The sequence below is a fragment of the Microbacterium imperiale genome (genome assembly GCF_017876655.1).
GTDB classification, from domain to species: Bacteria; Actinomycetota; Actinomycetes; order Actinomycetales; family Microbacteriaceae; genus Microbacterium; species Microbacterium imperiale.
On record NZ_JAGIOK010000001.1, the window covers coordinates 1332740 to 1355948 of the forward strand.

A 23209-nucleotide genomic window follows, 5' to 3' on the forward strand; every position below is an offset into this window, starting at 1 on the left:
AACGCGAGTGCCAACCGCACGCGGACGCGGGGCGTAGGCTGACCGAGTGGATCACGCCGAGCTTTCCGCCCTGCTGACCCCCGAGGGGCTGCGGCTCGTCGACTCGCTGCACATCTCGTCGACGGCGGATGCCGCGGCCGCGGTGTCGCGACTGCGGCGCGAGGGACTCTCGCCCGACCTGGTGTCGGCGGCGGTCGGTCAAGCACGTCTGCGGGAGCGGGCCCGCGCCAAGTTCGGGCCGTTCGCGGACCGCATGCTGTTCACGCGTGCGGGCCTCGAGCAGGCGACGCGTCTGGCCGTCGCCGCGCGCCACGCGGGTCGGTTCCGCGACGCGGGCATGCACCGCGTCGCCGACCTCGGCTGCGGCATCGGCGGCGACGCGCTCGGTCTCGCCGGCATCGGCCTCGACGTCCTCGCGGTCGACGCGGACGAGATCACCGCCGCCATCGCCGCGTACAACCTGGCTCCGTTCGGCGACACCGCGCGCGTGCGCCACGGCCGCGCCGAGGACACGCCGCTCGACGGCATCGACGGCGTCTGGCTCGATCCCGCGCGGCGCACCGCCGGCACGGCGAGACGCGGCGGCTGACGGCATCCGACTACACCCCGGCGCTGCCCTGGGCCTTCGACCTGGCGCGGCAGCTGCCCACCGGCATCAAGCTCGGCCCCGCGTACGACCGCGACGACCTCCCCGACGACGTCGAGGCGCAGTGGATCAGCGCCGACGGCTCGACCATCGAGCTCGTGCTGTGGTCGGGGGCTCTGGCCCGGCCCGGCATCCGTCGCGCCGCCCTCGTGCTGCGCGGTGACACGGCCGCCGAGCTGACCGCCGCCGCCGACGCTTCGGACGCGGCGGAGCGGCCGCTCGGCGCCTACCTGCACGAGCCCGACGGTGCCGTCATCCGCGCGCGCCTGATCGGCGAGGTCGCCCGATCGCTGGATGCCGGCATGCTCGCCGGCGGCACGGCCTACATGACCTCGGACGACGCGAAGACCACGCCGTTCGCCGCCACGTTCCGCGTGCGCGAAGTGCTGCCGCTGAGAACCCGTGACATCGACGCGGTGCTGCGACGCGAGGCCATCGGCACGCTCGAGATCAAGAAGCGGGGCGTGGATGTCGACCCCGCGCAGTTCCGCAAGAAGCTCGCGCTCTCGGGCCCGAACTCGGCGACGCTCTTCCTCACGCGCATCGGCGACCGACGAGCCGCGGTCCTCGCGGACCGGGTGTGATCGCAGCGCGTCAGCCGATCATGCCGGCCTGCATCGCGCCCCACACGAGCCAGCCCGCGCTGTAGACCAGCGACAGCGACCCCAGCACGAGCGCCCAGACGCCGACGGCACGGCTCTCCCAGGGGCGGCGCAGCGCGAGGATCGCCAGGACGACCGCCGCGATGCCCAGGGGGAAGGCCCAGCCGACGAGAAGCGAGAGCAGGAGCCCGACGATCGCGAGGGTGAGCGCCCAACCGCCGGACCGCGGCAGCACCTCCGGCTCGGGCGCCCACTCGACACGGGGCGGGACCGGCTCGGTCATCCCCGGACCTGGATCTCGGTGACCGGAAGTGTGGAGTCGGCGCCGAACGCGAGGGTCGACGGCGCGGCGCCCCCGGCGATCAGTTCGGCAGCGAGGGCGGCGATCATGGCGCCGTTGTCGGTGCACAGACTCAGCGGCGGAATGCGCACCGCGACGCCCGCCGCGGCGGCGCGCTCGAGCGCGACCTCGCGCAGGCGCCGGTTGGCGATGACGCCGCCGCCGAGCAGCAGGCGCGGCACCCCGTGCTGCGCGCAGGCGTCGAGCGCCTTGGTCACCAGCACGTCGACGACCGCTTCGCGGAACGACGCGGCCACGTCGGCGACCGGGACGGGTTCGCCCGCCGCCTCGCGCTGCTCGATCCAGCGGGCGACGGCGGTCTTCAGGCCCGAGAACGAGAAGTCGTAGCGGTGCGCCGCCATGTCGGAGGCTCGCGAGAGCCCGCGCGGAAAGCGGATCGCGTTTGGGTCGCCCGTCGCGGCGGCGCGGTCGATCTCGGGCCCGCCGGGATAGGGCAGGCCGAGGATGCGGGCGATCTTGTCGAAGGCCTCGCCCGCGGCGTCATCCATCGTCTCGCCGAGCATCTCGACGTCCGACACGAGATCGCGCACGAGCAGCAGCGACGTGTGCCCGCCGCTGACCAGCAGCGCGACAGTCGGGTACTCGACGTCGTCACCCGTGAGGATGTCGGCGGCGATGTGGCCCACGAGGTGGTTGACGGCGTAGAGCGGCTTGTCGAGCGCGACGGCGAGCGACTTCGCGGCGCCCACGCCGACCATCAGCGCGCCGGCGAGCCCGGGACCACTCGTGACGGCCACCGCGTCGAGATCGCTCAGCTCGACGCCGGCCTCGGCCACCGCCGCTTCGATCGCGGGTTGCAGAGCCTCGAGGTGAGCTCGCGCCGCGACCTCGGGCACGACGCCGCCGTACCGCGCGTGCTCGGCCATCGAGCTCGCGATGGTGTTCGACAGCAGCGTGCGGCCGCGGACGATGCCGATCCCGGTCTCGTCGCAGCTCGTCTCGATGCCGAGCACGAGGGGCTCGTCACGGCGGATGGCGGGGCTCATCGGTCGGCCTTCCCGGCTGTTCCCGGCTGCGGGAGGTTCAGCTGCATGATAATCGCGTCGATGTCGTCGGGCTGGTAGTACCGCGGCCTGCGGGCGATCTCGACGAACCCCTCGGAGGCGTAGAGGCGCTGCGCGACCGGGTTGTCGGCACGCACCTCGAGGAACACCTGTCGGGCGCGCCGCTCGCGGGCCTCGTCCAGCAGCGCGCGCAGCAGCGCTCGACCGCGGCCGGTGCCGCGCACGTCGGCGTGGAGGGCGATGGTCTGGATGTCGGCGTCGCCGGCGCCCACGACGGCGCGCACTCCCCCGTAGCCCACGACCCGGCCCGACTCGTCGTCGACGAGGTACCGGCCGTGGGGCGAGGCGATCTCGGCGGCCATCGCCGTGCGGCTCCAGGCGTCGCTCGGGAACGCGGATTCCTCGAGCGCCATGATCGCGTCGAGGTCGTCACGTGTCGCCGCGCGCAGCGTCACGAGCCCACCTTCTTCGGGCCGGCGGGGACGCTCACGTCCGGGGCGCGCAGGTACAGCGGCTCGACGACGGCGTCGGCGAGGTCGCCCGCGCGCAACCGCGACGCGGCGATGCGCGCGAGGGCGACGGCGCTGATGCGCGTCGTCTCGTCGAGCTCGCCCGCCGACGCGCCGAACAACGGCACGACGTCGGTCGAGGCGCGCGGGACGAGGTGCGGATCGACGATGCGCACGGGCAGTCCGCCCTCGACCCGGTAGACCGAGACGGCGAGCTCGCGTCGCCGCGCGTCGGTGACGATCGCGATCGGCTCGCCCTCGAGGGGGGCCGCGAAGCCGGAGCCGGGACGCATGCGCGCCAGGGCCGCCGCGTCGTGGCTCGCAACCGGGACGAGCGGGATGCCGCGACCGAGCGCGAAGGCACGGGCCGCCGCGATGCCGACGCGCAGCCCCGTGAACGGGCCCGGGCCCATCCCCGCGGCGACCGCGGTGATGTCGGGGCCGCTGAGACCGGCCGCCGACAGGGCACGCACGATCAGCTCGCCGATGACCTCGGCATGGCCGCGGGTGTCGGGGCTGACCGCCTCGGCCCGCACGGCGCCGTCCGGGTCGACGACCGCGACGGCCGTGCCGATCGAGGTGTCGATGCCCAGAATCACGTCATCCAGGGTAGTCGGCCCCGGCGTGCCCGCGCTCCTCAGGGGCGTCGAGTGACCGTGACGATGCGCGGAGCGGCATCCGCCATCTCGGCCGCCGCCGGCCCACTCGTGCCGCAAGCGTTGTCGAGGCCCGTGCCGCTCCAGCCGCGCTCGAGCTCGATCTCCCACCAGCTGTCGCGCAGCCCGTCGACCATCCCGTGGCCCCACTCGACGATCGTGACGCTCGCGTCGAGGTCGAGGTCGAGGTCGGCCAGTTCGGCGGGCGAGCCGAGGCGGTAGGCGTCGACGTGCACGAGCGGCGGCCCGTCGACGAGCGAGGGATGCGTCCGGGCGATGACGAAGGTCGGGCTCTGGATGGGACCGCGCACGCCCAGGCCCGCACCGATGCCCCGCGTCAGCGTCGTCTTGCCGGCGCCGAGCGGGCCGGTCAGCACGACGAGGTCGCCCGCGCGCAGACGTGCGCCGATCTCGCGACCCCAGGCCTCCATGTCCTCGGCCGAGGTGACCTCGCGCTGCCCGAGGTATTCGTCCATTCCGCTCACCGTCGGTCCTCCCCTCTCTCAGACGTCACCGTGGTGCGGTGCACGCGGGCACCGATCCGGGTCACGATCTCGTAGTCGATCGTCTCGGCGGCGTCGGCCCAGTCGGCCGCGCTCGGAGCGCCGAGAGTCGGGTCGCCGAACAGGATCGCCTCGTCGCCGACCGAGACGTCGGCGTCACCCACGTCGACGACGAACTGGTCCATCGCGATGCGTCCGGCGACGGTATACCGGCGCCCACCGATCACGACGGGTCCGCGACCCGACGCGTGGCGGGGCACGCCGTCGGCATAACCCAGCGGCACGAGCGCCAGCGTCGTCTCGGTGGCGGCTCGATGCGTGTAGCCGTACGAGACACCCTGGCCGGCCGGCACCCGCCGCACCGCGGCCACCGCGGTGCGCAGAGTCATCGCCGGGCGCAGCCCGAGATCAGCCGAGTCGCGTCCCGCGATCGGCGACAGCCCGTACACCGCGATGCCCAATCGCACGCAGTTCAGCCGGGCCTCGGGCAGCGCGATCGCCGCGTGCGAGGCGGCGATGTGACGCAGCGGCGGTGTGAGCCCGACCTCGGCCGCCTCGTCCAGCGCCGCGTGGAACCGGCCCAACGCGGCGCGGTCGTCGTCGGCGCTCGTGTTGGAGAGGTGGCTGAACACACCGACCACCCGCAGCCGCCCGACGCGCTCGAGCCGTGCGGCCTCGGCGCAGACGCGACGCCACTCGTGCGGCTCGACGCCGTTGCGTCCGAGCCCCGTCTCGACCTTGAGGTGCACCCCCACGGGCTGCTCACCGGATGCCGCGGCCGCAGCGGCCTGCAGCTGCGCGAAGCTCGAGATGCCGAGCTCGACGCCGTGCTCGGCAGCGGTGCGGAAATCCTCGTCGGGGGCGTGGAGCCAGGCCACGACCGGGGCCGTGATGCCCGCCGCCCGCAGCGCGAGAGCCTCGCCGATGTCGGCGACGCCCAGCCGGGACGCTCCGCCCGCCAGCGCGGCCTCAGCGGCGCGCACGGCCCCGTGGCCGTACCCGTCGGCCTTCACGACGGCGATGACCTCGGTCTGCACCATCCGCCGCAGATGCCGGACGTTCTGCTCGATCGCGTCGACGTCGACGAGCGCCTCGCGCAGCGGACGGCGGCTCGCCGGGCTCATGCCGCCGCCTCAGCCACGACGTAGGCGGTCGCGAGGTTCGCGTCGTGCGACAGCGACAGGTGCAGCGCGGTCACGCCGCGGCCCGTCACCGTGCGAGCCGTCTCGCCGCTCAGCGCGAACACGGGCCGCCCGGATGCCTCGGAGGTCACCTCGATGTCGACCCAGTGCACGCCCTCCGAGCCGCCGAGCGCCTTGATGAGCGCTTCCTTCGCGGCGTAGCGGGCCGCGAGCGAGCGGGGCTTGAGCGCACGTTCGCCCGGCGAGAAGAGTCGGTCGAGCAGACGCGGGGTGCGCTCGAGCGAACGCTCGAAGCGCGGCACGTCGACGAGGTCGACGCCGATGCCCACGATCACGGCATCCCTCCCCGCCGTGCCCGGCTCACTCGACCGTGACCGACTTCGCCAGGTTGCGCGGCTGGTCGACGTCGAGGCCCTTCGCGGTCGCGAGGCCCATCGCGAAGATGTGCAGCGGCACCACCGCGAGCAGCGGCTCGAACAGCGGCTCGGCCAGCGGGATGCGCAGCACCTCGTCGGCGAACGGGAGCACAGCGGCATCCCCCTCTTCGGCGACCGCGATGATGCGGGCGCCGCGGGCGCGGATCTCCTGGATGTTCGAGACGACCTTGGCGTGCAGCAGCGGCGAGCTGCTGGGCGAGGGCACCATGACGAACACGGGCTGACCCGGCTCGATGAGGGCGATGGGACCGTGCTTGAGCTCACCGGCGGCGAAGCCTTCGGCGTGGATGTACGAGATCTCCTTGAGCTTGAGCGCGCCCTCGAGGGCGATCGGGTAGCCGACGTGACGGCCGAGGAAGATCACCGAGCGGGTGTCGGCCATCCAGTGCGCGAACTGCTCGATGTGCTCCTGCTCGGTCGCCAGCACGCGGGCGATCTTCTCGGGCACCGCCTCGAGCTGCGCCACCTGCGCGGCGATCGTGTCGGCGTCGAGGGCACCGCGCACCCGGCCCACGTGCAGGGCGAGCAGGTACAGCGCGGTGATCTGCGCGACGAAGGCCTTGGTCGAGGCGACGGCCACCTCGGGACCGGCGTGCGTGTAGACGATCGCGTCGGACTCGCGCGGGATGGTCGCGCCCTGGGTGTTGCAGATGGACAGCGTCTTCGCGCCCGCTTCGCGCGCGAACTTCACGGCCATGAGCGTGTCCATGGTCTCGCCGGACTGGCTGATCGAGACCACGAGCGTCCGCTCGCCGATCACGGGGTCGCGGTAGCGGAACTCGTGCGCGAGCTCGACGTCGACGGGCACCCGGGCCCACTGCTCGAGGGCGTACTTGCCGACCATGCCGGCGTAGGCGGCGGTGCCGCAGGCGATGACGATGATGCGATCGATGCCGGTGAACAGCTCGTCGAGACCGTCGAGCTCGGGGATCTGCACGAGACCGTCGTGGACGCGGCCGCGGATCGTGTTGGCGACGGCCTCGGGCTCTTCCGAGACCTCCTTGGCCATGAACGACGACCAGCCGCCCTTGTCGGCCGCGGCGGCGTCCCAGACGACCTCGAACGGCTCGACGTCGACGGCGTCGCCCGAGAAGTCGGTGACGGTGACCTCGTCGGGGGTGATCGCGACGATCTCGTCCTGACCGATCGCCAGGGCGTGGCGGGTGTGCTCGACGAACGCGGCGACGTCGGAGCCGAGGAAGTTCTCGCCGTCACCGAGGCCGATCACGAGGGGCGAGTTGCGACGGGCGCCCACGACGAGGCCCGGCTGGTCGCGGTGCAGCGCGAGCAGGGTGAACGCGCCCTCGAGACGCGACACCGTCGCGCGGAAGGCCTCGACGAGGTCACCGGATGCCGCGTACTCGCGGCCGAGCAGAGCGGCAGCGACCTCGGTGTCGGTCTCGCTGCGGAAGGTGTGGCCGGCGTCGACGAGCTCGGCCTTCAGCTCGGCGAAGTTCTCGATGATGCCGTTGTGGATGACGGCGAGCTTGTCGTCGTCGGCCAGGTGGGGGTGCGCGTTGGCGTCGGTCGGGCCGCCGTGCGTCGCCCACCGGGTGTGGCCGATGCCGGTCGTCCCCTCGGCGAGCGGGTGGGCGGCGAGATCGTCGCGCAGCACCTGCAGCTTGCCCGCGCGCTTGCGGGTGCCCAGGCCCCCGTCGCCGTCGATGACGGCGATGCCGGCGGAGTCGTAGCCGCGGTACTCGAGACGGGCCAGGCCCGAGATCAGGATGTCCTGCGAGGGCCGGGGGCCCACGTAGCCGATGATTCCGCACATGGGGTCCATCCTAGATCGCGGCGAGTGCGCCCCTCGGCGTCCGCGATGAGCGCTAGCCTCGCGCCGGCACGGGCGCCTGGCCGAGGGCCTCGAGGACCGCGTCGACGACCTCGAGATTGGCGAAGATCGCATCATGCCCGCATGCGCCGCCGAACGGCGGTGCCGCCACCTCGCCCGAGAGCACACTGCTCACGCCGGCCAGGCCGGGCTCGAGCTCGGTACGGCACGTCACGACCGTGACCTCGTCGGCGTCGGCGAGCGCAGACGTCTCGGCGACGAGGCCGTCGCCGAGGGCGACGTCCCACGTGGCGCCGCGGCCGAGCGGCAACGAGACCACGGCGCTGCCGGCGATCGCGTGCACCCGCAGACCGGGTGGCCAGTCGGGCAGGTCGGCGAGGTCGACGGACCCCGCCCGGAGCGCCGTGCCCCCGGGTCCGAGCGCGGCGATGCCCGTGCGGATCACCGGCGGCAGGTCGCAGCCGTCGAGCGCGTCGCTCGCGAGCTGGTTGTTGCAGACGGCGCCGATCCACGGCAGCAGGAGGTTCTGCAGCACCGGCAGGGTCGACATCGTCGTCCGGATGGCTGCGGCGATGTCGACGGCGACGTTCGCGATGTCGGATCCCTGCGTCGGCGTCCCGACCGTGACGACCTGCCCGACGAGCGCCGCGACGTCGGGCGCGTCACGCAGCGCGTATCGCAGGGCGAGCCCGCCCATCGAGTGGGTCACGATGTCGACGGGGCCGTGCACGGACGCCGCGATCGTGCGGATGGCGCCGGCGAGGTTGTCGGCGGAGCCGTTGGCGCCCACCCATCCCGCCGAGTTCGCGGAGTAGTCGAACGCGTAGACCGCCGTACCGGGGATCGCCTCGAGGCGCTGCTGCAGCGACGCCGACATCCCGCGCCCGCTGCGGGCTCCCGAGCCATCACGCCACTGCACCGGGCGGGCGAACGGCGAGCGCGCGAACGCTCCCGCGCCGACAGTCGCCGGAAGCGTCGTACTCAGCCAGCCGTGCACGAGCAGCACGGCGCGGGCGTCGGTGTCGACGGCGTCGGAGAAGCGGATGACGCGGTCACCGGCGGCCGCCGAGACCGGGGCGCTCGCGGGCGCGAACGCCGACGACGCCGCGGCGGGAGCGAGGGTCGCTGTGCTCGCGAGCACAGCGACCGTGGCCAGCGCGACGGCGAACCGCCAGCGGGAGCGTCGGCGGAACCCCGGCGCGCGCACGCGGAGTACGGCGCGCACGAGCGCGCGCGAACGCCGCCCCAGATCCATGATTCATACCTAGCAGGTTGTGATGACGGGCGCGTAACAGAACAGCGGCCGCGGCCGCCGCGAAGTGAGACGAGGGCCCTCTCGAGTCAGCCATTTGGGGACTGATTTACTCGAGAGGGCCCCGCAACGCCCGCGAGCTCTCGGCCGGGCCGTTGGGGACGGCTGGTCGACCGAATCACCGCTTGGGGAACGGTTCGAGTCATGCGCGAGCGAAAAAAGCCTACCGGATGCGGGGCCGCGCAACCGCGATTCCTGAGCACGAGCTTTGTCCCCCTATTGGCGGACAAGGGTTTCGGCGGTACCATCAAACTCGACGCGCTGACTCCCCGTTTTTGGGGGGCGCGGGAGTCCCGACGTGTGTCGAACTCAAGGTGTCGATGGGGATCTGTGCACCGTGAGGGCGTTGTGCAGTGCGCAGCCGCGCACGCGCGCTGCACAACGCACACGGGGAGCCACCGCGGGCCGCAAACAGCCGGAAATTCGTGCTTCCGGTGAACCGGACCCTCTGACATACTGAGCGCAGCCCGCGGCCTCGGCCCGGGCGAAACGCGGGGCTCACGGACTCGCCGGGATGGGACCCGGTGCGCTCGGCCCGGCGGTATTGGGGAACGAGAGTCGGTGTTTTCCGCTCTCGCTGGGGAATTGGGGACAACCATGACGGGTCGATCGCACGCGTCCGGATGCCTGCTGGGAAGCAGCCGCCGATACAGCGTCGACTCTTTCGGTCGCGCTCCGCTCCGTCGGCCACGGCCGACGCTCCGATGCTTGCCACCCGGATGTGGCGGCTCACGCTCGATCACCGCGGCCCGGGCCCCGGTCAGGCCGGCTGGTCCGGTCAGGCCGCGCGGCCTCAGGTCGCACCCCTCCCCCTGAGCGGGGGTCGTCCACACCCAGGCGTGCCCGTCATCCTCCGGATCGGCGGGCACGCCGCCCCGCCCGCCGGGACAGCGCTCAGAGCTTGCGCAGGAGCACGCGCTCGACGGCGTGCGATGCACCCTTGTGGAGGATGAGCGTGGCACGGTGCTTCGTCGGCAGGACGTTCTCGATGAGGTTCGGCAGATTGATGTCGTTCCAGAAGCCTCGCGCCATCGCAACCGCCTCGTCGTCATCCAGGTCGGCGAAGGTCTTGAAATAGGACGACGGGTTGTTGAAGGCGCCAGCTTTGAGCGCCATGAATCGGTCGACGTACCAGCCGCTGATGTGATCGGCGTCCGCGTCGACGTAGATGGAGAAGTCGAACAGGTCGCTCACGGCGACCTCGTGCGGCGCCGGCGGCGGCGCGAGGACGTTCAGTCCCTCGACGATGACGACGTCGGGACGACGCACGGTGATCTGGGCGTCCGGGACGATGTCGTATCGCATGTGCGAGTAGAACGGTGCGTGCACCTCGGCCGCTCCGGACTTCACCTCGGTCAGGAACGTGATCAGCGCACGGCGGTCGTAGGACTCCGGGAACCCCTTGCGGGCCATGAGCCCGCGCCGTTCCAGCTCGGCGTTGGGGTACAAGAAGCCATCGGTCGTCACGAGCTCGACGCGAGGGGTGCCGGGCCAGCGGCTCATCAGCTCCCGCAGCAGGCGGGCCACCGTCGATTTGCCGACCGCGACCGACCCGGCGACGCCGACGACGAACGGCGTCGTGCTGTCCTCGTCGCCGAGGAATGCATCGGTGTCCGCTCCGAGCCGCCGGGTGGCACTCGCGTACAGCGACAGCAGCCGGCTGAGCGGGAGGTAGACCTCCGCGACCTCGCCGAGATCCATTTTGTCGCCGAGCCCGCGCAGCTGGACAATCTCGGTCTCGGTGAGAGGCTGGGTCACTCCCGCGGCCAGCCGCGACCAGTCGGCACGATCGATCTCTCGATACAGCGCGGGGGCGAGCGGCGTCAGCGCCTGCAGATCTTCAGGAGACATCGCGCTCATCGTAGCCCTCGCTCGCGAGCCGCATGGCGGCGGAGGCGGGCCGGTACTGTGAACGTGTGCGCCTGGGAGTCCTCGACATCGGTTCGAACACGGTCCACCTGCTCGTCGCGGACGTCCGCCCCGGAGGACGTCCGCTCGCGCGCACGAGCAAGCGCACGGTGCTGCGCCTCATGCGCTACCTCGAGCCCGACGGGTCGATCAGCTCCGAGGGCGTGCGTGCGCTGATCTCAGCCGTGACCGAGGCGGTCGCCGTGTCGCGGACCGAGAACGTCGTCGAGCTGCTAGCCACGGCGACGAGCGCCGTACGCGACGCGACGAACGGACCCGAGGTCATCGCCGCCATCGAGGAGGCCCTCGGTCAAGACCTGCAAGTGCTCGGCGGCGAGTCGGAGGCACGCTTCACCTTCCTGGCCGTGCGCCGCTGGTTCGGCTGGTCAGCCGGACAGATCCTTCTGTTCGACATCGGCGGCGGCTCGCTCGAGATCGCAGCCGGGAGCGACGAGCTGCCCGACCTCGCCGCATCCGTCCCGCTCGGAGCGGGCCGGATGACGGTGCAGTTCCTCGCCGCAGATCCGCCGGGCGAGGAAGCGGTCGAGCGCCTGCGCGAGCACGCCCGCGCAGAACTGAAGCCCGTCGTCGGAGCGATGTCCGGCGCACCTCGCCCCGACCACGTCGTCGGGTCGTCGAAAGCCATCCGGTCGCTCGCGAAGCTCGCAGGTTACCCGGTTCCGGGCTGGTCGGGGATCGAACGGATGACGCTGCCGCGTTCCGCTCTGAGCTCGTGGATCCCCCGACTCGCCCGCATCCCGGCATCCGCTCGGCAGGAGCTTCCCGGCATCACGGCCGACCGGACCTTCCAGATCGTCGCGGGTGCGGTCGTGCTGCACGAGGCGATGCGGGCCTTCGATGTCGATGAACTCGAGGTCTCGCCCTGGGCGCTGCGCGAGGGCGTGCTCCTGCGCTACATCGAATCGCTGTCGTGGAGCGCCCCGCGCCCCTGACCCACGGCAACGGGCGTCGAGGCGACGGTCGGCACGAACGCCTCGAGCACGACGTCATCACCCGACTGGAACACCCGCGCCGACGGGCCCAGTCCGGCGACGCCGAGTCCCGGCCCGCGCGAATCGCCGCGCAGCCGGCCGGGCGTCCGGACCTGCACCGCGAGACCAGATCCGCCCTCCGCGCCACGGACGTCAACCGCCGCCGAGCGCGCCGCCGCGTGCTTGACCGCGTTGACGAGCCCTTCGGCGACCACCGCCACCACGCGGGTCGACACGAGCGCGTCCGCCATGGCGGTCGCCGCCATCGGGTCGACGTTCGACGAGACGCTGAGCACCGGCTTCCACACGGCGACGGTCTCGGCGAGATCGGCCGCCCGCGAGACCGCCGACGCCCGGGACTCGAGGGCATCGGACAGTCCCGCACCGATCGCGAGCTCGAACGCACGGATGTCGTCGGGGGTGGCGCTCTCGTCATCGACCTGCGCGGCGAGCATCACGCAGCTGCCCTGCACGCGGCCGTGCAGCACCTCGGACGCGTGGAGCAGATCGCGGCGCGCACCCGAGGCCTGTTCGGCGGCGGAGCGGACGACGGTACGCAGCGCCCGGCCGAGCTGGCGCGATTCGACCCGGCCCCGGTGGACCGCGTCGGCACATAGCGCCGCGATGATCGCGACTCCGGGCAACGACACGATCGTGATCAGCGGAACGGGAGTGCGCCCGCCCACGATCACGACGGCCGCCGCGGTGGCGACGAGACCCGCCACCACCCATACCGCGACGAGCCGCACGCCCCGCCGCTGAGCCGAAGAACCGCGTGAGAGCCGGCGACTGACCAGATCGGCCCCGAAACAGAGCGCGACGACACCGACCGTCACCAGGACGGCGAGCGCCGGCCCACCGGAGCGCAGCGCGAACGGCGCACTCCCCGCCGCGAAGATCACGCCGACGAGCCCCGCGGCGGGCGGGCGGAGTCGTTCGAAGAAACTCCGCGCCGCGCTCGACGCGGGAGGCGCGGAACGGACGGGATGCAGGTCGGCCAATATCATCCCGGCACGGTCACGGGCACGATGACTCACCGAGCGCACCCCGTCGGCGAAGACACGCACCCGCTCGAAGTCGAGGGGCGCTGCGACGAGCGCCGACAACGCTTCCCGCAGGGCCGCGATCTCGGTTGCGAGGAAATCGGCGCTCTCCTGCTCGTAGTGGCCGGCGCGGCGCTGCTCGTCCGTCACCGCCTGCAGCGCGACCACCAGGCGGCCGCGTGCCGCTTGCGAGCTGGCGTAGAGCTGTTCGGTCACCGCGACGAGCGAGAGGACGCTGACCCAAGCGACGACGTTCGTGACGATGCGCTCGGCCCACGCCGGGTCCGGCCCCAGGCCGAAGACGCCCACGGCGAGGACGTCGTTGAGGAACGGCCGGACGACGGCCGCAGCCATGAGCGCGGTCAGCACGAGGACGCCGCACGCTGCGGGCGAGGACATCCGCCGCTCGGCGAGGGCGACGGGCAGCAGGGCGGCCATCAAGGCCGCGGCCACGAGCAGCGCCGAAGCCTGGGCGGTGACGAGCTCGAACGGCGTGTCCACCGATGCATACGGTGCGAGGACGACCGTGGACAGCGGCAGGGCGACCACGGCGCTCCATACCGTGAAGAATCGCCCACCTGACACGGCATCCCACCAGATCGCGACTCCGGCGCGCAGGCGCACTCCACGTCGCGATGCTCGCCCCCAGCTCACATCCGCCCCCTCGAACTCGGCGGGTCGATCACTCGCTGGCGGAAATCCTAGCGAATCATGATGACGCGCAGAGACGCGGCGAAGAACTCAGGCACTCGCGGCGACGCGACCCCCGTCGGCGGCGGCCGCGAGGGCTCGCCGCAGCTGCGTGCTCGAGGTGTGAGCGGTATACGGGAAGTAGACGACCTCCACACCGACGCGGGCGAAGCGACGCTCGAGCTTGCGGCCGCGGTCGGTGTCGCGCCAATCGTCCCCTTTGAAGAAGTGCGTGAAACCCACATGACGCCATGCGTCGAGCTTGTCCGGGACCCGTTCGATGTGCACGTCGTCGACGAAGTCGATATGACGGACGATCTCCGCTCGTTCGTCGGTGGGGATGAACGACGAGATGCCTTTGGTTCGCAGAAGCATCTCGTCGCTCACCACCCCGGCGATGAGGATGTCGCAATGCTCCCGGGCACGCCGAAGGATCTGCAGATGGCCGATGTGGAACACATCGAAAGCCCCCGCGGCATACCCGATCCGCTGTGTCATGGCGCCCCCAAAACGCTCGTGACCCACCCGACGGTCCCACCCGACGAGCGCATTCCCCAATCCCGGCGTCGAGCCGGTGCGACAGACAGTACACCGGCTCTGGCCGCTTCCGGTAGTCGGCGTGTCGAACGTTCTCCGCGGAGGAATCGGCGGAGTGTCGCGTCCGGCGGGACTTCCCCTGCACCCGGGAGATGGTGTAGAAAGCGAGGGCGGGTCGTTGTGGGAACGGCCACGGAGAAATCCGACGCACTCGGCTGTGAGCCTGGGAACTCACGACCGATCTGGGGCGACTTCGTCGCGATGTTCCATTGGGGGGGAGCACTTCATGCGCGTCAGTCATGCGGTTTCGCGGACCACGGCACACGATCGCGGATCGAAGCGATGACCGCTGTCGACGATCGTACGGAGCTGCGTTCCTCGGAGCTCCGGGATCCGGCGGTCTCACCGCGTCGTCGCCCGAGCCTCGAGCTGCGCAGGCAGCGCGAGCGACGCTACGCTCGCCGCCTCCGGGTGACCGACACGCTCGTGGCCGGCACGGCCGTCGCCGCGGCCGGTGCCGTCTCCGCGCAGCTCGGATCGAGCCCGCCGGTCGCCGCGGCGATCGCAGCCGCGACCGCGACCGTCTGGCTCGTCGGATTGAGCCTGTTCGGATCCCGCGAGCCGCGCGCTATGGGGGCCGGCTCGAGCGAGTACAAGCGGGTCGCCAACGCCACCGGCGTCGCCTTCGGCATCCTGGCGGTGGCGTTCGAGATCGCCCAGTGGGACGGTCTCCGGATGCAGATGGTCATCGCGCTGCCGGCCGGCCTCCTCGCCCTGCTGATCGCGCGGTGGCGGTGGCGAGCCTGGTTGCGCGCGCGACGTCGGCGGGGCGAATACGCCTCGTTGACGCTCATCGCGGGCCGACGCCGGGACGTCGACTACGTCACACGCCAGCTCGCGCTCGCCGACAACGGCTACGCCGTGATTGCGCTGGCACTGACCGATCTCGAGTCGGCGGAGGCGTCCGAGCGCGTGCACGCGGTGCGCACCGCCGCCGACATTGCCGACGTGGCGCGCGAGGTGGGTGCCGACACGATCGTCGTTGCGAGCATCCCCGACGACGACCCCGACTTCTCGCGCTCTCTGGCCTGGCAGCTGGAGGGAACCGCCGCCGAGCTGATCATGTCGAGCAGGCTCGCGGACGTCGCCGGCCCCCGCATCAGCCTCAGCCCCATCGAGGGCCTTCCGCTCATCCACGTGAAGATCCCGGTATTCGAGGGCGCGGCGCACACACTGAAGCGGCTGCTCGACCTCGTCGTGAGCGCGGCGGCCAGCGCCGCGGTAGCGCTCGCGACCCCGGTGATCGCCCTCGCCATCAAACTGGACTCCCCCGGCCCCGTGTTCTACCGCCAGCGCCGGGTCGGTCGGGACGGACGGGAGTTCACCATGTTCAAGTTCCGCTCGATGACGGACACGGCCGAGCAGGAGCTCGCTGAGTTGCTGCCCACCAACGACGGCGCCGGCCCGCTGTTCAAGCTGCGCGTCGACCCGCGAGTGACGCGCGTCGGACGCGTGCTACGCCGCTACTCCCTCGATGAGCTGCCGCAGTTCTTCAACGTCCTGCGCGGCGACATGAGCATTTCGGGCCCGCGTCCGCCGCTGCCGTCCGAGGTCCGGAACTACGAAGGCCGCGTCTTCCGCCGCCTCTACATCAAGCCGGGGATCACGGGCCTGTGGCAGGTCGGCGGACGCAGCGACCTGTCCTGGGAGGACAGCGTGGCACTCGACCTCCGTTACGTCGAGAACTGGTCCGTGACCCTCGACCTCATGATCATGTGGCGCACCGTCAAGGTGATGCTCCGACCCGTGGGAGCCTACTGATGAGCCCGTACCGCCGGCCGGCGCCCACCTCGGTGCTGTTCGTCGGCATCAACTACGCCCCCGAGCCGACGGGCGTGAGCCCGTACACGACGGGGATGGCCGAGGGCCTGGCCCGCGCGGGGTGGGACGTCCGCGTCATCACCTCGTACCCGCACTACCCGTGGTGGCGGACGCCCGATGAGTATCGCGACCTCCCCCCGCGTGCGACGGTCGCCGGCGTCGACGTTCGACGGTTGCGGCACTACGTGCCGCGCGTTCCGAGCACGCTCAAGCGGGCGGCGTTCGAGATCTCCTTCGGATTGCGTGCGCTGACCTGCCGGTGGGACGCCCCCGGCGCCGTCGTCGTCGTGTCGCCCGCGCTGCTCGCATCCCGCCTGGTGGCGCTGCGGGCCCGAGTGCATCGGATCCCGGTCGTGACGTGGGTGCAGGACATCTACGCGCTCGGCGTGCAGGAGGCGGGTTCGGGCACGGGCGCCGGGGCGATCGGTGCCGTCGAGGCGAGCCTGTTCGCCGCCTCCGAACGTGTCGTCGTGATCCACCGCCGGTTCCGACGCGCCCTCGAGGAGCGCCTGGGTGTCTTGCGGCCGATCGACGTCGTGCGCAACTGGTCGCACGTCCCCGAGCCGGGGCCGCAGGATGTCGCGAGCACGCGGCGACGCCTGGGGTGGGACGATGACGACATCATCGTGCTGCACACCGGCGCCATCGGTGCGAAGCAGGGCCTGGAGAACGTCGTGGATGCCGCCGTTGTCGCCCGCGACAAGGGCTCGCGGGTGCGCTTCGTGCTGGTGGGCGACGGCGGCCAACGAGCAGAGCTGCGGCAACGCCCCGGCGCCGAGGCCGTCGCCTTCGTCGATCCGCTGCCCGAGGACGAGTTCCTGCAGGTGCTCTCCGCCGCCGACGTGCTGCTCGTGAACGAACGTCCGGGCCTGACCGAGATGTCCGTGCCGAGCAAGCTCACGTCTTATTTCGCGGTCGGCAAGCCGGTGCTCGCCGCCGTCGACACGTCGAGCACGACATACGCCGAGATGGAGGCGGCGGAGGCCGGCCCCGTCGTGCCCGCCGCTGCACCGGCGGCGCTGGTCGCCGCCGCTGAGGAGCTCGCAGCCGATCCGGAGCGCGCGGCGCGCTACGGTCGGGCGGCGCAGAGCTACCGGCGCCGGGTTCTGACCGAGGAGGCCGCTGTCAGCGGATTCGCCCGGACCCTGGCTGCGGCGATCGCAAGCGCTCGCGACCGCACGGCCCACCCGCGGACGGACGCCGCACCCGCGACAGAGACTGCGCAACGCGCACCCTTGTGAGCGACCGACGACGTTCGCTCACCACCCGGCGGGGGTCGCACATGCGGCCCCCGTTCCGGCGTCATCCGCCCCGCACCCGTGGATGCGCTCTATTAAGGAGGTGTGGTTGCGACGGCGCAGGCACGGCCGACGGCGCAGACACCGACGCCGCGCACGACGGCGGCCCGGCCGACGTTCGGGTCGTCGACCGGGCCACCGGCGGGTGCGCGCTGCCCCGATCGTCAGGGCAAGGTGTAGACGAGGGTCAGGCTGGGCCGCTGCGTCACCGAGGTCGCCTCTCGGGAGAACACGCGGAGGTTGTCGGCCGAGGTGGTCGAGATCCGCAGCGTCACCGCCTGTCCCCAGAGCGACGCCAGCTGATCGATCGCGAGCGGCACCGCCACGGCGGTGTTCGTCGCTCCGGCTCCGGACAGGGAGCCGACCGCTCCGGCTCCCCGAACGGTGGTGGGCCGGTTGTTCCAGGTGAGCGTCGCCTCGTCCCACGCGCCGTCCATCAGGTGGACGTCGTGGACCCCGGCGCTTCCCGCCGACGGGTCGGTCGAGGTGCGCAGGTTCAGCGTCGCCGACACCACGGTCGCGCCCGGGGGCAGCGCGGGCAGCGACAGCTTGAGGAAGCTCTGCTGGCCGACGTCGCCGCGGGAGACGAGCTGGTTCGAGGTCGCGTAGTTCTGCGTGGGCGCGTTGGCGTAGCCGGCGGCATCCGCGTCGATAGCCACGCTCGCGGTCACCGTCCGCACCGTCGGCGTCACGGTGCCCGAGGAGGACGCCGATGCCGCACTGGCGTTGCCCGCCGCGTCGCGGGCGACGACGCGGTACCAGTACGTTCCGGGGGCCAAGCCGCTGTCGGTGTGGGCGTTCGCCGTGACCGCGGCGATGCGTGAGGCCGCATCGGCGGGGAAGTCGGCGTTCGTCCCGCGGTAGACGTCGTATCCGGATACCCCGATGTCGTCGCTGCTCGCCGGCCACGACAGTTGCGCGGATCCGCCCGACACCGTCACGGTCGGGGCGGCGGGCGTCGAGGGCGCCGTCGTGTCGGGCGCCGCGACCGTGACCGCCGCTTCGCCGGATGCGGGGCCCGCGTTGCCCGCCGCGTCGACCGCGACGATCCGGTACACGTAGGTGCCTGGCTGCAGCGGGCCGTCCTGCGCGGTCGTCGTCTCGGTCTGGCCGACCTTCGTCGACGCCGAGAGGGTGAACCCCGTCGTCGTGCCGCGGTGGATGTCGTACCGGACGACACCGCGGTCGTCGGTCGCGGCCGTCCAGGCCAGACTCGCGGTCGAGCCGGCCAGGTTGGCCTGCACTCCTGTCGGCGCGCTCGGCGCCGCCGTGTCGGGGGCCGACAGCGGCGTGAACTCGAGCACGAGGACGGGACGATAGGTGCTGTTGGCCGCTTCGGATGACCACAGCCGCAGGTTGTCGGCACCGGTGCCGGTCATCCGGAGTGTGGCCTTCTGCCCGAGGAAGGTGCGCAGCGATGACGCCGAGAGCTCGACGCTGTAGGCCGTGTTGACGGCTGGCGCCTGCCCGAGTCGGCCGGCCGCGGTTCCCGGCGCGGTGGGGCGGGTGCCCCAGGTGACGGTCGACTCGGTCCAGGCGTCACCGATGACCGCGAAGTCGGTGGGCTCGACGGAGCCGGCGGACGGGTCGGTTGAGGTCCGCAGCTGCAGAGTCACCCGCGTCAGCGTCGTGCCGCTCGGGGCCGACGGCAGCGGGGCCGCCAGCAGGGATTCGATCTGGCTGGCGCCCCCACGACTGGAGAGCTGCGTGTTGCTTCCGTAGTTCGTGCCGGGCAACCCCTGCACCACCATCGCGTCATCGGCGACGGGGACCGTGACCACGACGGGCTCGACCGACTCGATCGTGACGGCGACGGATGCCGCGGCCCCGACGTTGCCCGCCGCGTCCACCGCCGTGATCTTGTAGTGGTGGACGCCCGGCGCGAGGCCGGACTCGTCGAACGCGAGGCCGCTGACCTTGGCGACGCGGTTCGCGTCATCGGGGACGAAGGCGGCGTCGGCGCCGCGGTGCACGCGGTATCCGGTGACCCCGCGATCGTCGGATGCCGCCGCCCAGCGCACCTGCACGATGCCGTCGACGAGCACGGCCGTGGCAGCGGCCGGCGCCGACGGCGCCGTCGTGTCGGGGATCGTCACCGTCGCCGGAAGCGAGACGGGCGAGGCGGCGCTGACGTTGCCCGCCGCATCGGATGCGGTGATGCGGTAGTAGTAGGTGCCGGGCGCGGGCGACAAATCGGCGAATCCGGTCGTGTCGGCTGTGCCGACCGCGTTCGCGGCATCCGCTGTGAAGTCGGCCGTCGTGCCCCGGTGCACGGTGTAGGTCGTGACCGCGACATCGTCGGTGGCCGCATCCCACGACAGCGAGATCCCGGCGGCGTCCACCGTCGCGGCGGGGGCGGCCGGCGCCGCTGGCGCGGTCGTGTCGAGCAGGTCGACCTGCACGGCATCGGTGGCCGGCCCGACGTTGCCGGCACCGTCGACGGCGACGACGCGGTAGTACCGCGTTCCGGGCACCCGGGCGGTGTCGACGTACCCGGTCGTCGCGCTCGTTCCGAGGCGCGTGTCCTCGCCGGGCGCGAAGTCAGCCGTTGCGCCCCGGTACACCGTGTACGACGCCACCTGGTGGTCGTCGGTCGCGGCCGTCCACGCCAGATGCACGCCGTCGTCGAGCGACTGCGCCGTCAGACCGGTCGGGGCGGTCGGCGCCGTCGCGTCGGCGACACCGATCGCGTGGTGTCGCGCCACCGCCGCGGCGTCGAGGGTCGCCGGGTAGATCGCGAACTCGTCGAGCTCGCCGTCGAAGTAGAAAGACGAGGGCTGACCGGGCCAGCCGCCGAGGTTCCCGCCGCCGACGCGCCAGTAGCCCTCGCCGGTCTCGGCACCGGTCTGACCGTTCGCCGCGACCAGCTCACCGTCGACGTAGAGCTTGCGCCCGGTCTCGTCGATGACGGCGACCGCGTGGTGCCACCGGTTGTCGTTGTACGACCGCGAAGACTCCACCGTCGCGACATAACCGGGGTAGGAGCCCCAGATGAGCCGGCCATCGTTCGTCATGTAGAGCTGCTTGTCGTAGCTCCACCCGTTCCCGGTCTGCGTGTTCTCGAAGCCGAACAGCTTGCCGCCGGCCGTCGTGTCGGTGCGGAACCAGATCTCGCCCGACGTCGTGCTCGTCGGTGCCGCGGGTCGGCTCAGCGCGACGGTTCCGGATTCGTCACCCGGCAGCGTGATGGAGCCGCTGCCCGGGACGGCGCCGACCGGCTGCGTCTGCACACCGGTGTTGTACGCGCCCGGGCTCGTGCGGAACAAGGAGGCGTCGGCGGCGACGCCGGCGGCGTCGTCGAAGCGCCAGTAGAGCGAGGGCTCGGCCTCGAAGACCGCGGAGCCGTACGCGTCGGCGGGAGCGGTGTTCAGGTCGAGGGTGCGGCCCGATGCCTGGTAGTGCGCAGCGATTTGCGGAGCCGACAGGACGGTCGGGTAGATCGCCACCTCGTCGATCAGCCCGCCGAAGAAGTTGCTCGTCGGTTGACCGGGCCACCCGCCCAGCTGATCGCCGCCGACACGCCACACTCCCCAGTACGACTGCTGATTGCTGTTGGCATTGGCGGCGACGCGGAGGCCGTCAACGGAGAGCGTCATGCCGCCCGCGCCCTGCGTCGCGACGATGTGATGCCACTGGCCGTCGTTGAGCGGCTGCGGCGTGGTGAGCGTCGACGCGCCGCCGATCCAGACGCCGAAGGTCACGCGGCCGTCGTTCTGCATGTAGACATGGCGGTCGTACGACCCGCTGAGGTTGGAGATGTTCGATCCGGTGCGCGGGCGGCCGTTGCCGAAGCCGACGATCTTGCCTCCCACGGTCGAGGTCGTGTTGATCCAGGCCTCGACGGTGTAAGTCGAGGGCCCGAGGCGCAGCTGGTCGGTGATCGCGTAGTCGTCGGCGCCGTCGAACTGCAGCGAGCCGCCACCGGCTGGCACGGCACCACTCGCCGAGACGGTCGCGCCCTCCATCAGGGCGGCCGGGACCGCGTCGGTCCGGCTCTGCGCCGCTCCGCTGTCGTGGACCCACGTGCCGTTGGTCGCACCGGACCACAAGCTGGTGGGCGCATCGGCGCGCACGGCCGCCGGATAGTCGGCCCCCGCCGCGCGCGCGGTCGCGGTGACGGCAGCGGAGCGGGCCGAGGTGTTCGTGCCGTCGCTCGCCGTGACGCGGTACGAGTAGGTCGTACCGGGCGTGACGTTCGCATCGACGAACGTCACCTGCGGGCGCTCCCACCACAACGACCTGCCGGTGCCGGTCCAGATCGGGTCGGTGGCGTTACCGCGATACACGCTGTACGTGAGGTGGCTGTCGTCCGCGTCGACGACGGTGCGGAATCGCACCTGAACGGTGCCGTCGCTGGTCGCCTGCGCGCTCGCGATGGGTGCGGGCGGCGCTCCGGTGTCCTGCGGGCCGAATCGTGTGAGCCCTTGCTGCGCCCGCCCGTTGATGGTGGTGAAGTCGCCGCCGGACCACAGGAACCGCTGTCCGCTCGCGTTGCCGGTGGCGACGGTGAGGGCGCGGGGACCGATTCCCTCGCCGATGCCGTCGTTGCCGAGCGGAAGCCAGCCGAGGATCTCCATCGAGTCGGGGTTCTGCGCCATGAAGTAGCGCCGGATGCCGTCGTTGAACGCGTTGATGCCGCTGCAGTCGTGCGCGTGGCTGGCCGAGTACAGCGTGCCCTGGAACATCACGAGCGATTGCGTCGCCCCGAGGCACGTGTCGCGCCAGACCTGGTCGCCCGTCGCCCATGAGAACGCGGCCTTGCCGTCGAAGACCCCGCCGCCGGAGCCCTCGTTGCCGATGTAGAACCGCCCGTCACCGCCGTCGATGATCGTCTTCGTGACGGAGGTGTCGGGAATGAAGCCCGGCCCGTAAGTGCGCAGCACCTCGCCGCCGGTGCCGTCGACGCTGCTCGCACCGCTGACGATCGCGATCGAGTGCGAGTACTGACCGTTGATCGAGAACAGATCGCCGCCGACGACGACCTTCGCCCCGTCGGGTGACACCGCGACTGCCCGCCCCTCGTTGACCTCCTTCGGCAGGTCGGTGCGGCCGCGCACCGCGTTGGCGGTCCACGGCAGGAGGGCGCCGCTCGTGGCATCGAACGCCGCGAAGGCCTCGCGGGTCTGACCGCCCACGGTCCGGAAGAGCCCGCCCGCGTAGAGCACGTTGCCGTGCAGCGCCAGCGCGGTCACGGTCGAGCCGGGCAGCGGTGCCTTGAACGGAGCCACCGTGCAGGCCTGGATGTCGAGCACGGCGATACGCGCGACGTTGACACCGCCGACGGTGGAGAAGTTGCCCGCGATGTACACCCGCGTCTGGTCCGCGCTCACGGTGATCGCTCGGATCGTCGGCGTCCCCCCGCCCAGCGTCACGCCGAACTGGCACGCGTCGGGCTCGCCGGTCTCGGCGTCGAGGACGACGAGAGCGTTCCGCGCGCGCGGCGCGTCGGCTCGACCCGCCGGCGGCCGGATCTGCGAGAAGGTACCCCCCGCGACGACCTTGCCGCCGGCCGAGCCCAGCGCGTAGATCGTGCCGTTGGTCTGCCAGGTCGGCTGATCCTCGGCAGCGAAAGACACCCCCGGCGACAGGGCGGATGCCGGGGCGGTGACGCCGACGACTCCGATGCCGATGATGAGAGCCAGGACGGCAGCGGCGACGGCCGCGATGCGTGTACGCACGAGTGTTCCCCAAGTGTTGCGCGCCCTCGCGGGCGCTCCCCCAAACGCGCGACCCCCGCCGTGCGCCCCTCCCCAAGACCGTCTCGATGCCCCAGCATCAGTCCGGTCTCGTGCATCGTACACTGTGGCCCAGGGGACGCATAGGTCGGATTCCACCGACCGGCGGAGCGGGGGGTCGACGGTGCGATTCGGGGACGCATGGAACAGTCTGCGGCGAG

At 71.9% G+C, this 23209-nt stretch carries 16 protein-coding genes and 1 pseudogene; 4 read left to right on the forward strand and 13 right to left on the reverse strand.

The window, feature by feature from the left end:
• Nucleotides 1-46 precede the first annotated feature (46 nt).
• A pseudogene (locus JOF37_RS06525) lies at nucleotides 47-1230 on the forward strand (THUMP-like domain-containing protein).
• A gap of 10 nt (nucleotides 1231-1240) precedes the next feature.
• Here JOF37_RS06525 and JOF37_RS06530 read toward each other — a convergent pair.
• The 10 genes from JOF37_RS06530 to coaA all read right to left on the reverse strand — a co-directional run bounded on the left by JOF37_RS06530 (nucleotide 1241) and on the right by coaA (nucleotide 10815).
• The gene (locus JOF37_RS06530; RefSeq protein WP_210006108.1) at nucleotides 1241-1531 is read right to left on the reverse strand and encodes a hypothetical protein; all 291 of its coding nucleotides are present in this window, start codon (nucleotides 1529-1531) and stop codon (nucleotides 1241-1243) included.
• Nucleotides 1528-2595 carry a tRNA (adenosine(37)-N6)-threonylcarbamoyltransferase complex transferase subunit TsaD gene (tsaD, locus tag JOF37_RS06535; protein ID WP_210006109.1) on the reverse strand — a complete coding sequence of 356 codons (1068 nt, stop codon included), beginning with the start codon at nucleotides 2593-2595 and terminating at the stop codon, nucleotides 1528-1530. Before tsaD ends, JOF37_RS06530 begins: the two co-directional genes overlap by 4 nt.
• Nucleotides 2592-3068, reverse strand: coding sequence for a ribosomal protein S18-alanine N-acetyltransferase (rimI, locus tag JOF37_RS06540; RefSeq protein WP_210006110.1), 477 nt, complete (start codon nucleotides 3066-3068; stop codon nucleotides 2592-2594). The genes tsaD and rimI overlap by 4 nt, the downstream gene beginning before the upstream one ends.
• Nucleotides 3065-3721 (reverse strand): tRNA (adenosine(37)-N6)-threonylcarbamoyltransferase complex dimerization subunit type 1 TsaB, encoded by a 657-nt coding sequence (gene tsaB, locus JOF37_RS06545; protein WP_210006111.1) that lies wholly within the window; start codon nucleotides 3719-3721, stop codon nucleotides 3065-3067. Before tsaB ends, rimI begins: the two co-directional genes overlap by 4 nt.
• A 38-nt stretch (nucleotides 3722-3759) precedes the next feature.
• Nucleotides 3760-4254 (reverse strand): tRNA (adenosine(37)-N6)-threonylcarbamoyltransferase complex ATPase subunit type 1 TsaE, encoded by a 495-nt coding sequence (gene tsaE / locus JOF37_RS06550; RefSeq protein WP_210007701.1) that lies wholly within the window; start codon nucleotides 4252-4254, stop codon nucleotides 3760-3762.
• Between the two features lie 5 nt (nucleotides 4255-4259).
• Nucleotides 4260-5405, reverse strand: a complete 1146-nt coding sequence (alr, locus tag JOF37_RS06555) for an alanine racemase (protein WP_210006112.1) — start codon at nucleotides 5403-5405, stop codon at nucleotides 4260-4262.
• Entirely contained in the window at nucleotides 5402-5758 is a 357-nt protein-coding gene (locus tag JOF37_RS06560) for a holo-ACP synthase (protein WP_210006113.1), read from the reverse strand. The genes alr and JOF37_RS06560 overlap by 4 nt, the downstream gene beginning before the upstream one ends.
• 25 nt (nucleotides 5759-5783) lie before the next feature.
• Nucleotides 5784-7634, reverse strand: coding sequence for a glutamine--fructose-6-phosphate transaminase (isomerizing) (glmS, locus tag JOF37_RS06565; protein WP_210006114.1), 1851 nt, complete (start codon nucleotides 7632-7634; stop codon nucleotides 5784-5786).
• Between the two features lie 52 nt (nucleotides 7635-7686).
• A complete protein-coding gene (locus tag JOF37_RS06570; RefSeq protein ID WP_210006115.1) occupies nucleotides 7687-8907 on the reverse strand; it encodes an esterase/lipase family protein in 1221 nt (406 codons plus the stop codon).
• 951 nt (nucleotides 8908-9858) lie between these two features.
• Nucleotides 9859-10815, reverse strand: a complete 957-nt coding sequence (coaA, locus tag JOF37_RS06575; RefSeq protein WP_210006116.1) for a type I pantothenate kinase — start codon at nucleotides 10813-10815, stop codon at nucleotides 9859-9861.
• A 65-nt stretch (nucleotides 10816-10880) separates the two neighbouring features.
• Here coaA and JOF37_RS06580 point away from each other — a divergent pair, with 65 nt between their 5' ends.
• The gene (locus JOF37_RS06580) at nucleotides 10881-11825 is read left to right on the forward strand and encodes a Ppx/GppA phosphatase family protein (protein WP_210006117.1); all 945 of its coding nucleotides are present in this window, start codon (nucleotides 10881-10883) and stop codon (nucleotides 11823-11825) included.
• On the opposite strand, the gene JOF37_RS06585 is transcribed toward JOF37_RS06580, so the two are convergent.
• Together JOF37_RS06585 and JOF37_RS06590 are read right to left on the reverse strand one after the other, a co-directional pair.
• The gene (locus JOF37_RS06585; protein WP_210006118.1) at nucleotides 11786-13531 is read right to left on the reverse strand and encodes an NACHT domain-containing protein; all 1746 of its coding nucleotides are present in this window, start codon (nucleotides 13529-13531) and stop codon (nucleotides 11786-11788) included. The genes JOF37_RS06580 and JOF37_RS06585 overlap by 40 nt on opposite strands.
• Before the next feature lie 117 nt (nucleotides 13532-13648).
• A complete protein-coding gene (locus JOF37_RS06590) occupies nucleotides 13649-14095 on the reverse strand; it encodes an FAD synthase family protein (protein ID WP_210006119.1) in 447 nt (148 codons plus the stop codon).
• A 510-nt stretch (nucleotides 14096-14605) separates the two neighbouring features.
• Between JOF37_RS06590 and JOF37_RS06595 the strand changes: the two genes are divergently transcribed.
• Entirely contained in the window at nucleotides 14606-15955 is a 1350-nt protein-coding gene (locus tag JOF37_RS06595; protein ID WP_271174977.1) for a sugar transferase, read from the forward strand.
• Nucleotides 15955-17256 carry a glycosyltransferase gene (locus JOF37_RS06600; protein ID WP_210006121.1) on the forward strand — a complete coding sequence of 434 codons (1302 nt, stop codon included), beginning with the start codon at nucleotides 15955-15957 and terminating at the stop codon, nucleotides 17254-17256. Before JOF37_RS06595 ends, JOF37_RS06600 begins: the two co-directional genes overlap by 1 nt.
• 221 nt (nucleotides 17257-17477) lie before the next feature.
• Here JOF37_RS06600 and JOF37_RS06605 read toward each other — a convergent pair whose 3' ends face one another.
• Nucleotides 17478-22991, reverse strand: a complete 5514-nt coding sequence (locus JOF37_RS06605; RefSeq protein WP_210006122.1) for a LamG-like jellyroll fold domain-containing protein — start codon at nucleotides 22989-22991, stop codon at nucleotides 17478-17480.
• Between the last annotated feature and the right edge of the window lie 218 nt (nucleotides 22992-23209).

Bases quoted from the DNA above. Each gene is read 5' to 3' on its own strand.
- JOF37_RS06530 (WP_210006108.1), bottom strand. From the start codon at position 1,531: ATGACCGAGCCGGTCCCGCCCCGTGTCGAGTGGGCGCCCGAGCCGGAG.
- tsaD (WP_210006109.1), bottom strand. From the start codon at position 2,595: ATGAGCCCCGCCATCCGCCGTGACGAGCCCCTCGTGCTCGGCATCGAG.
- tsaE (WP_210007701.1), bottom strand. From the start codon at position 4,254: ATGGACGAATACCTCGGGCAGCGCGAGGTCACCTCGGCCGAGGACATG.
- alr (WP_210006112.1), bottom strand. From the start codon at position 5,405: ATGAGCCCGGCGAGCCGCCGTCCGCTGCGCGAGGCGCTCGTCGACGTC.
- glmS (WP_210006114.1), bottom strand. From the start codon at position 7,634: ATGTGCGGAATCATCGGCTACGTGGGCCCCCGGCCCTCGCAGGACATC.
- JOF37_RS06570 (WP_210006115.1), bottom strand. From the start codon at position 8,907: ATGGATCTGGGGCGGCGTTCGCGCGCGCTCGTGCGCGCCGTACTCCGC.
- coaA (WP_210006116.1), bottom strand. From the start codon at position 10,815: ATGTCTCCTGAAGATCTGCAGGCGCTGACGCCGCTCGCCCCCGCGCTG.
- JOF37_RS06590 (WP_210006119.1), bottom strand. From the start codon at position 14,095: ATGACACAGCGGATCGGGTATGCCGCGGGGGCTTTCGATGTGTTCCAC.
- JOF37_RS06600 (WP_210006121.1), top strand. From the start codon at position 15,955: ATGAGCCCGTACCGCCGGCCGGCGCCCACCTCGGTGCTGTTCGTCGGC.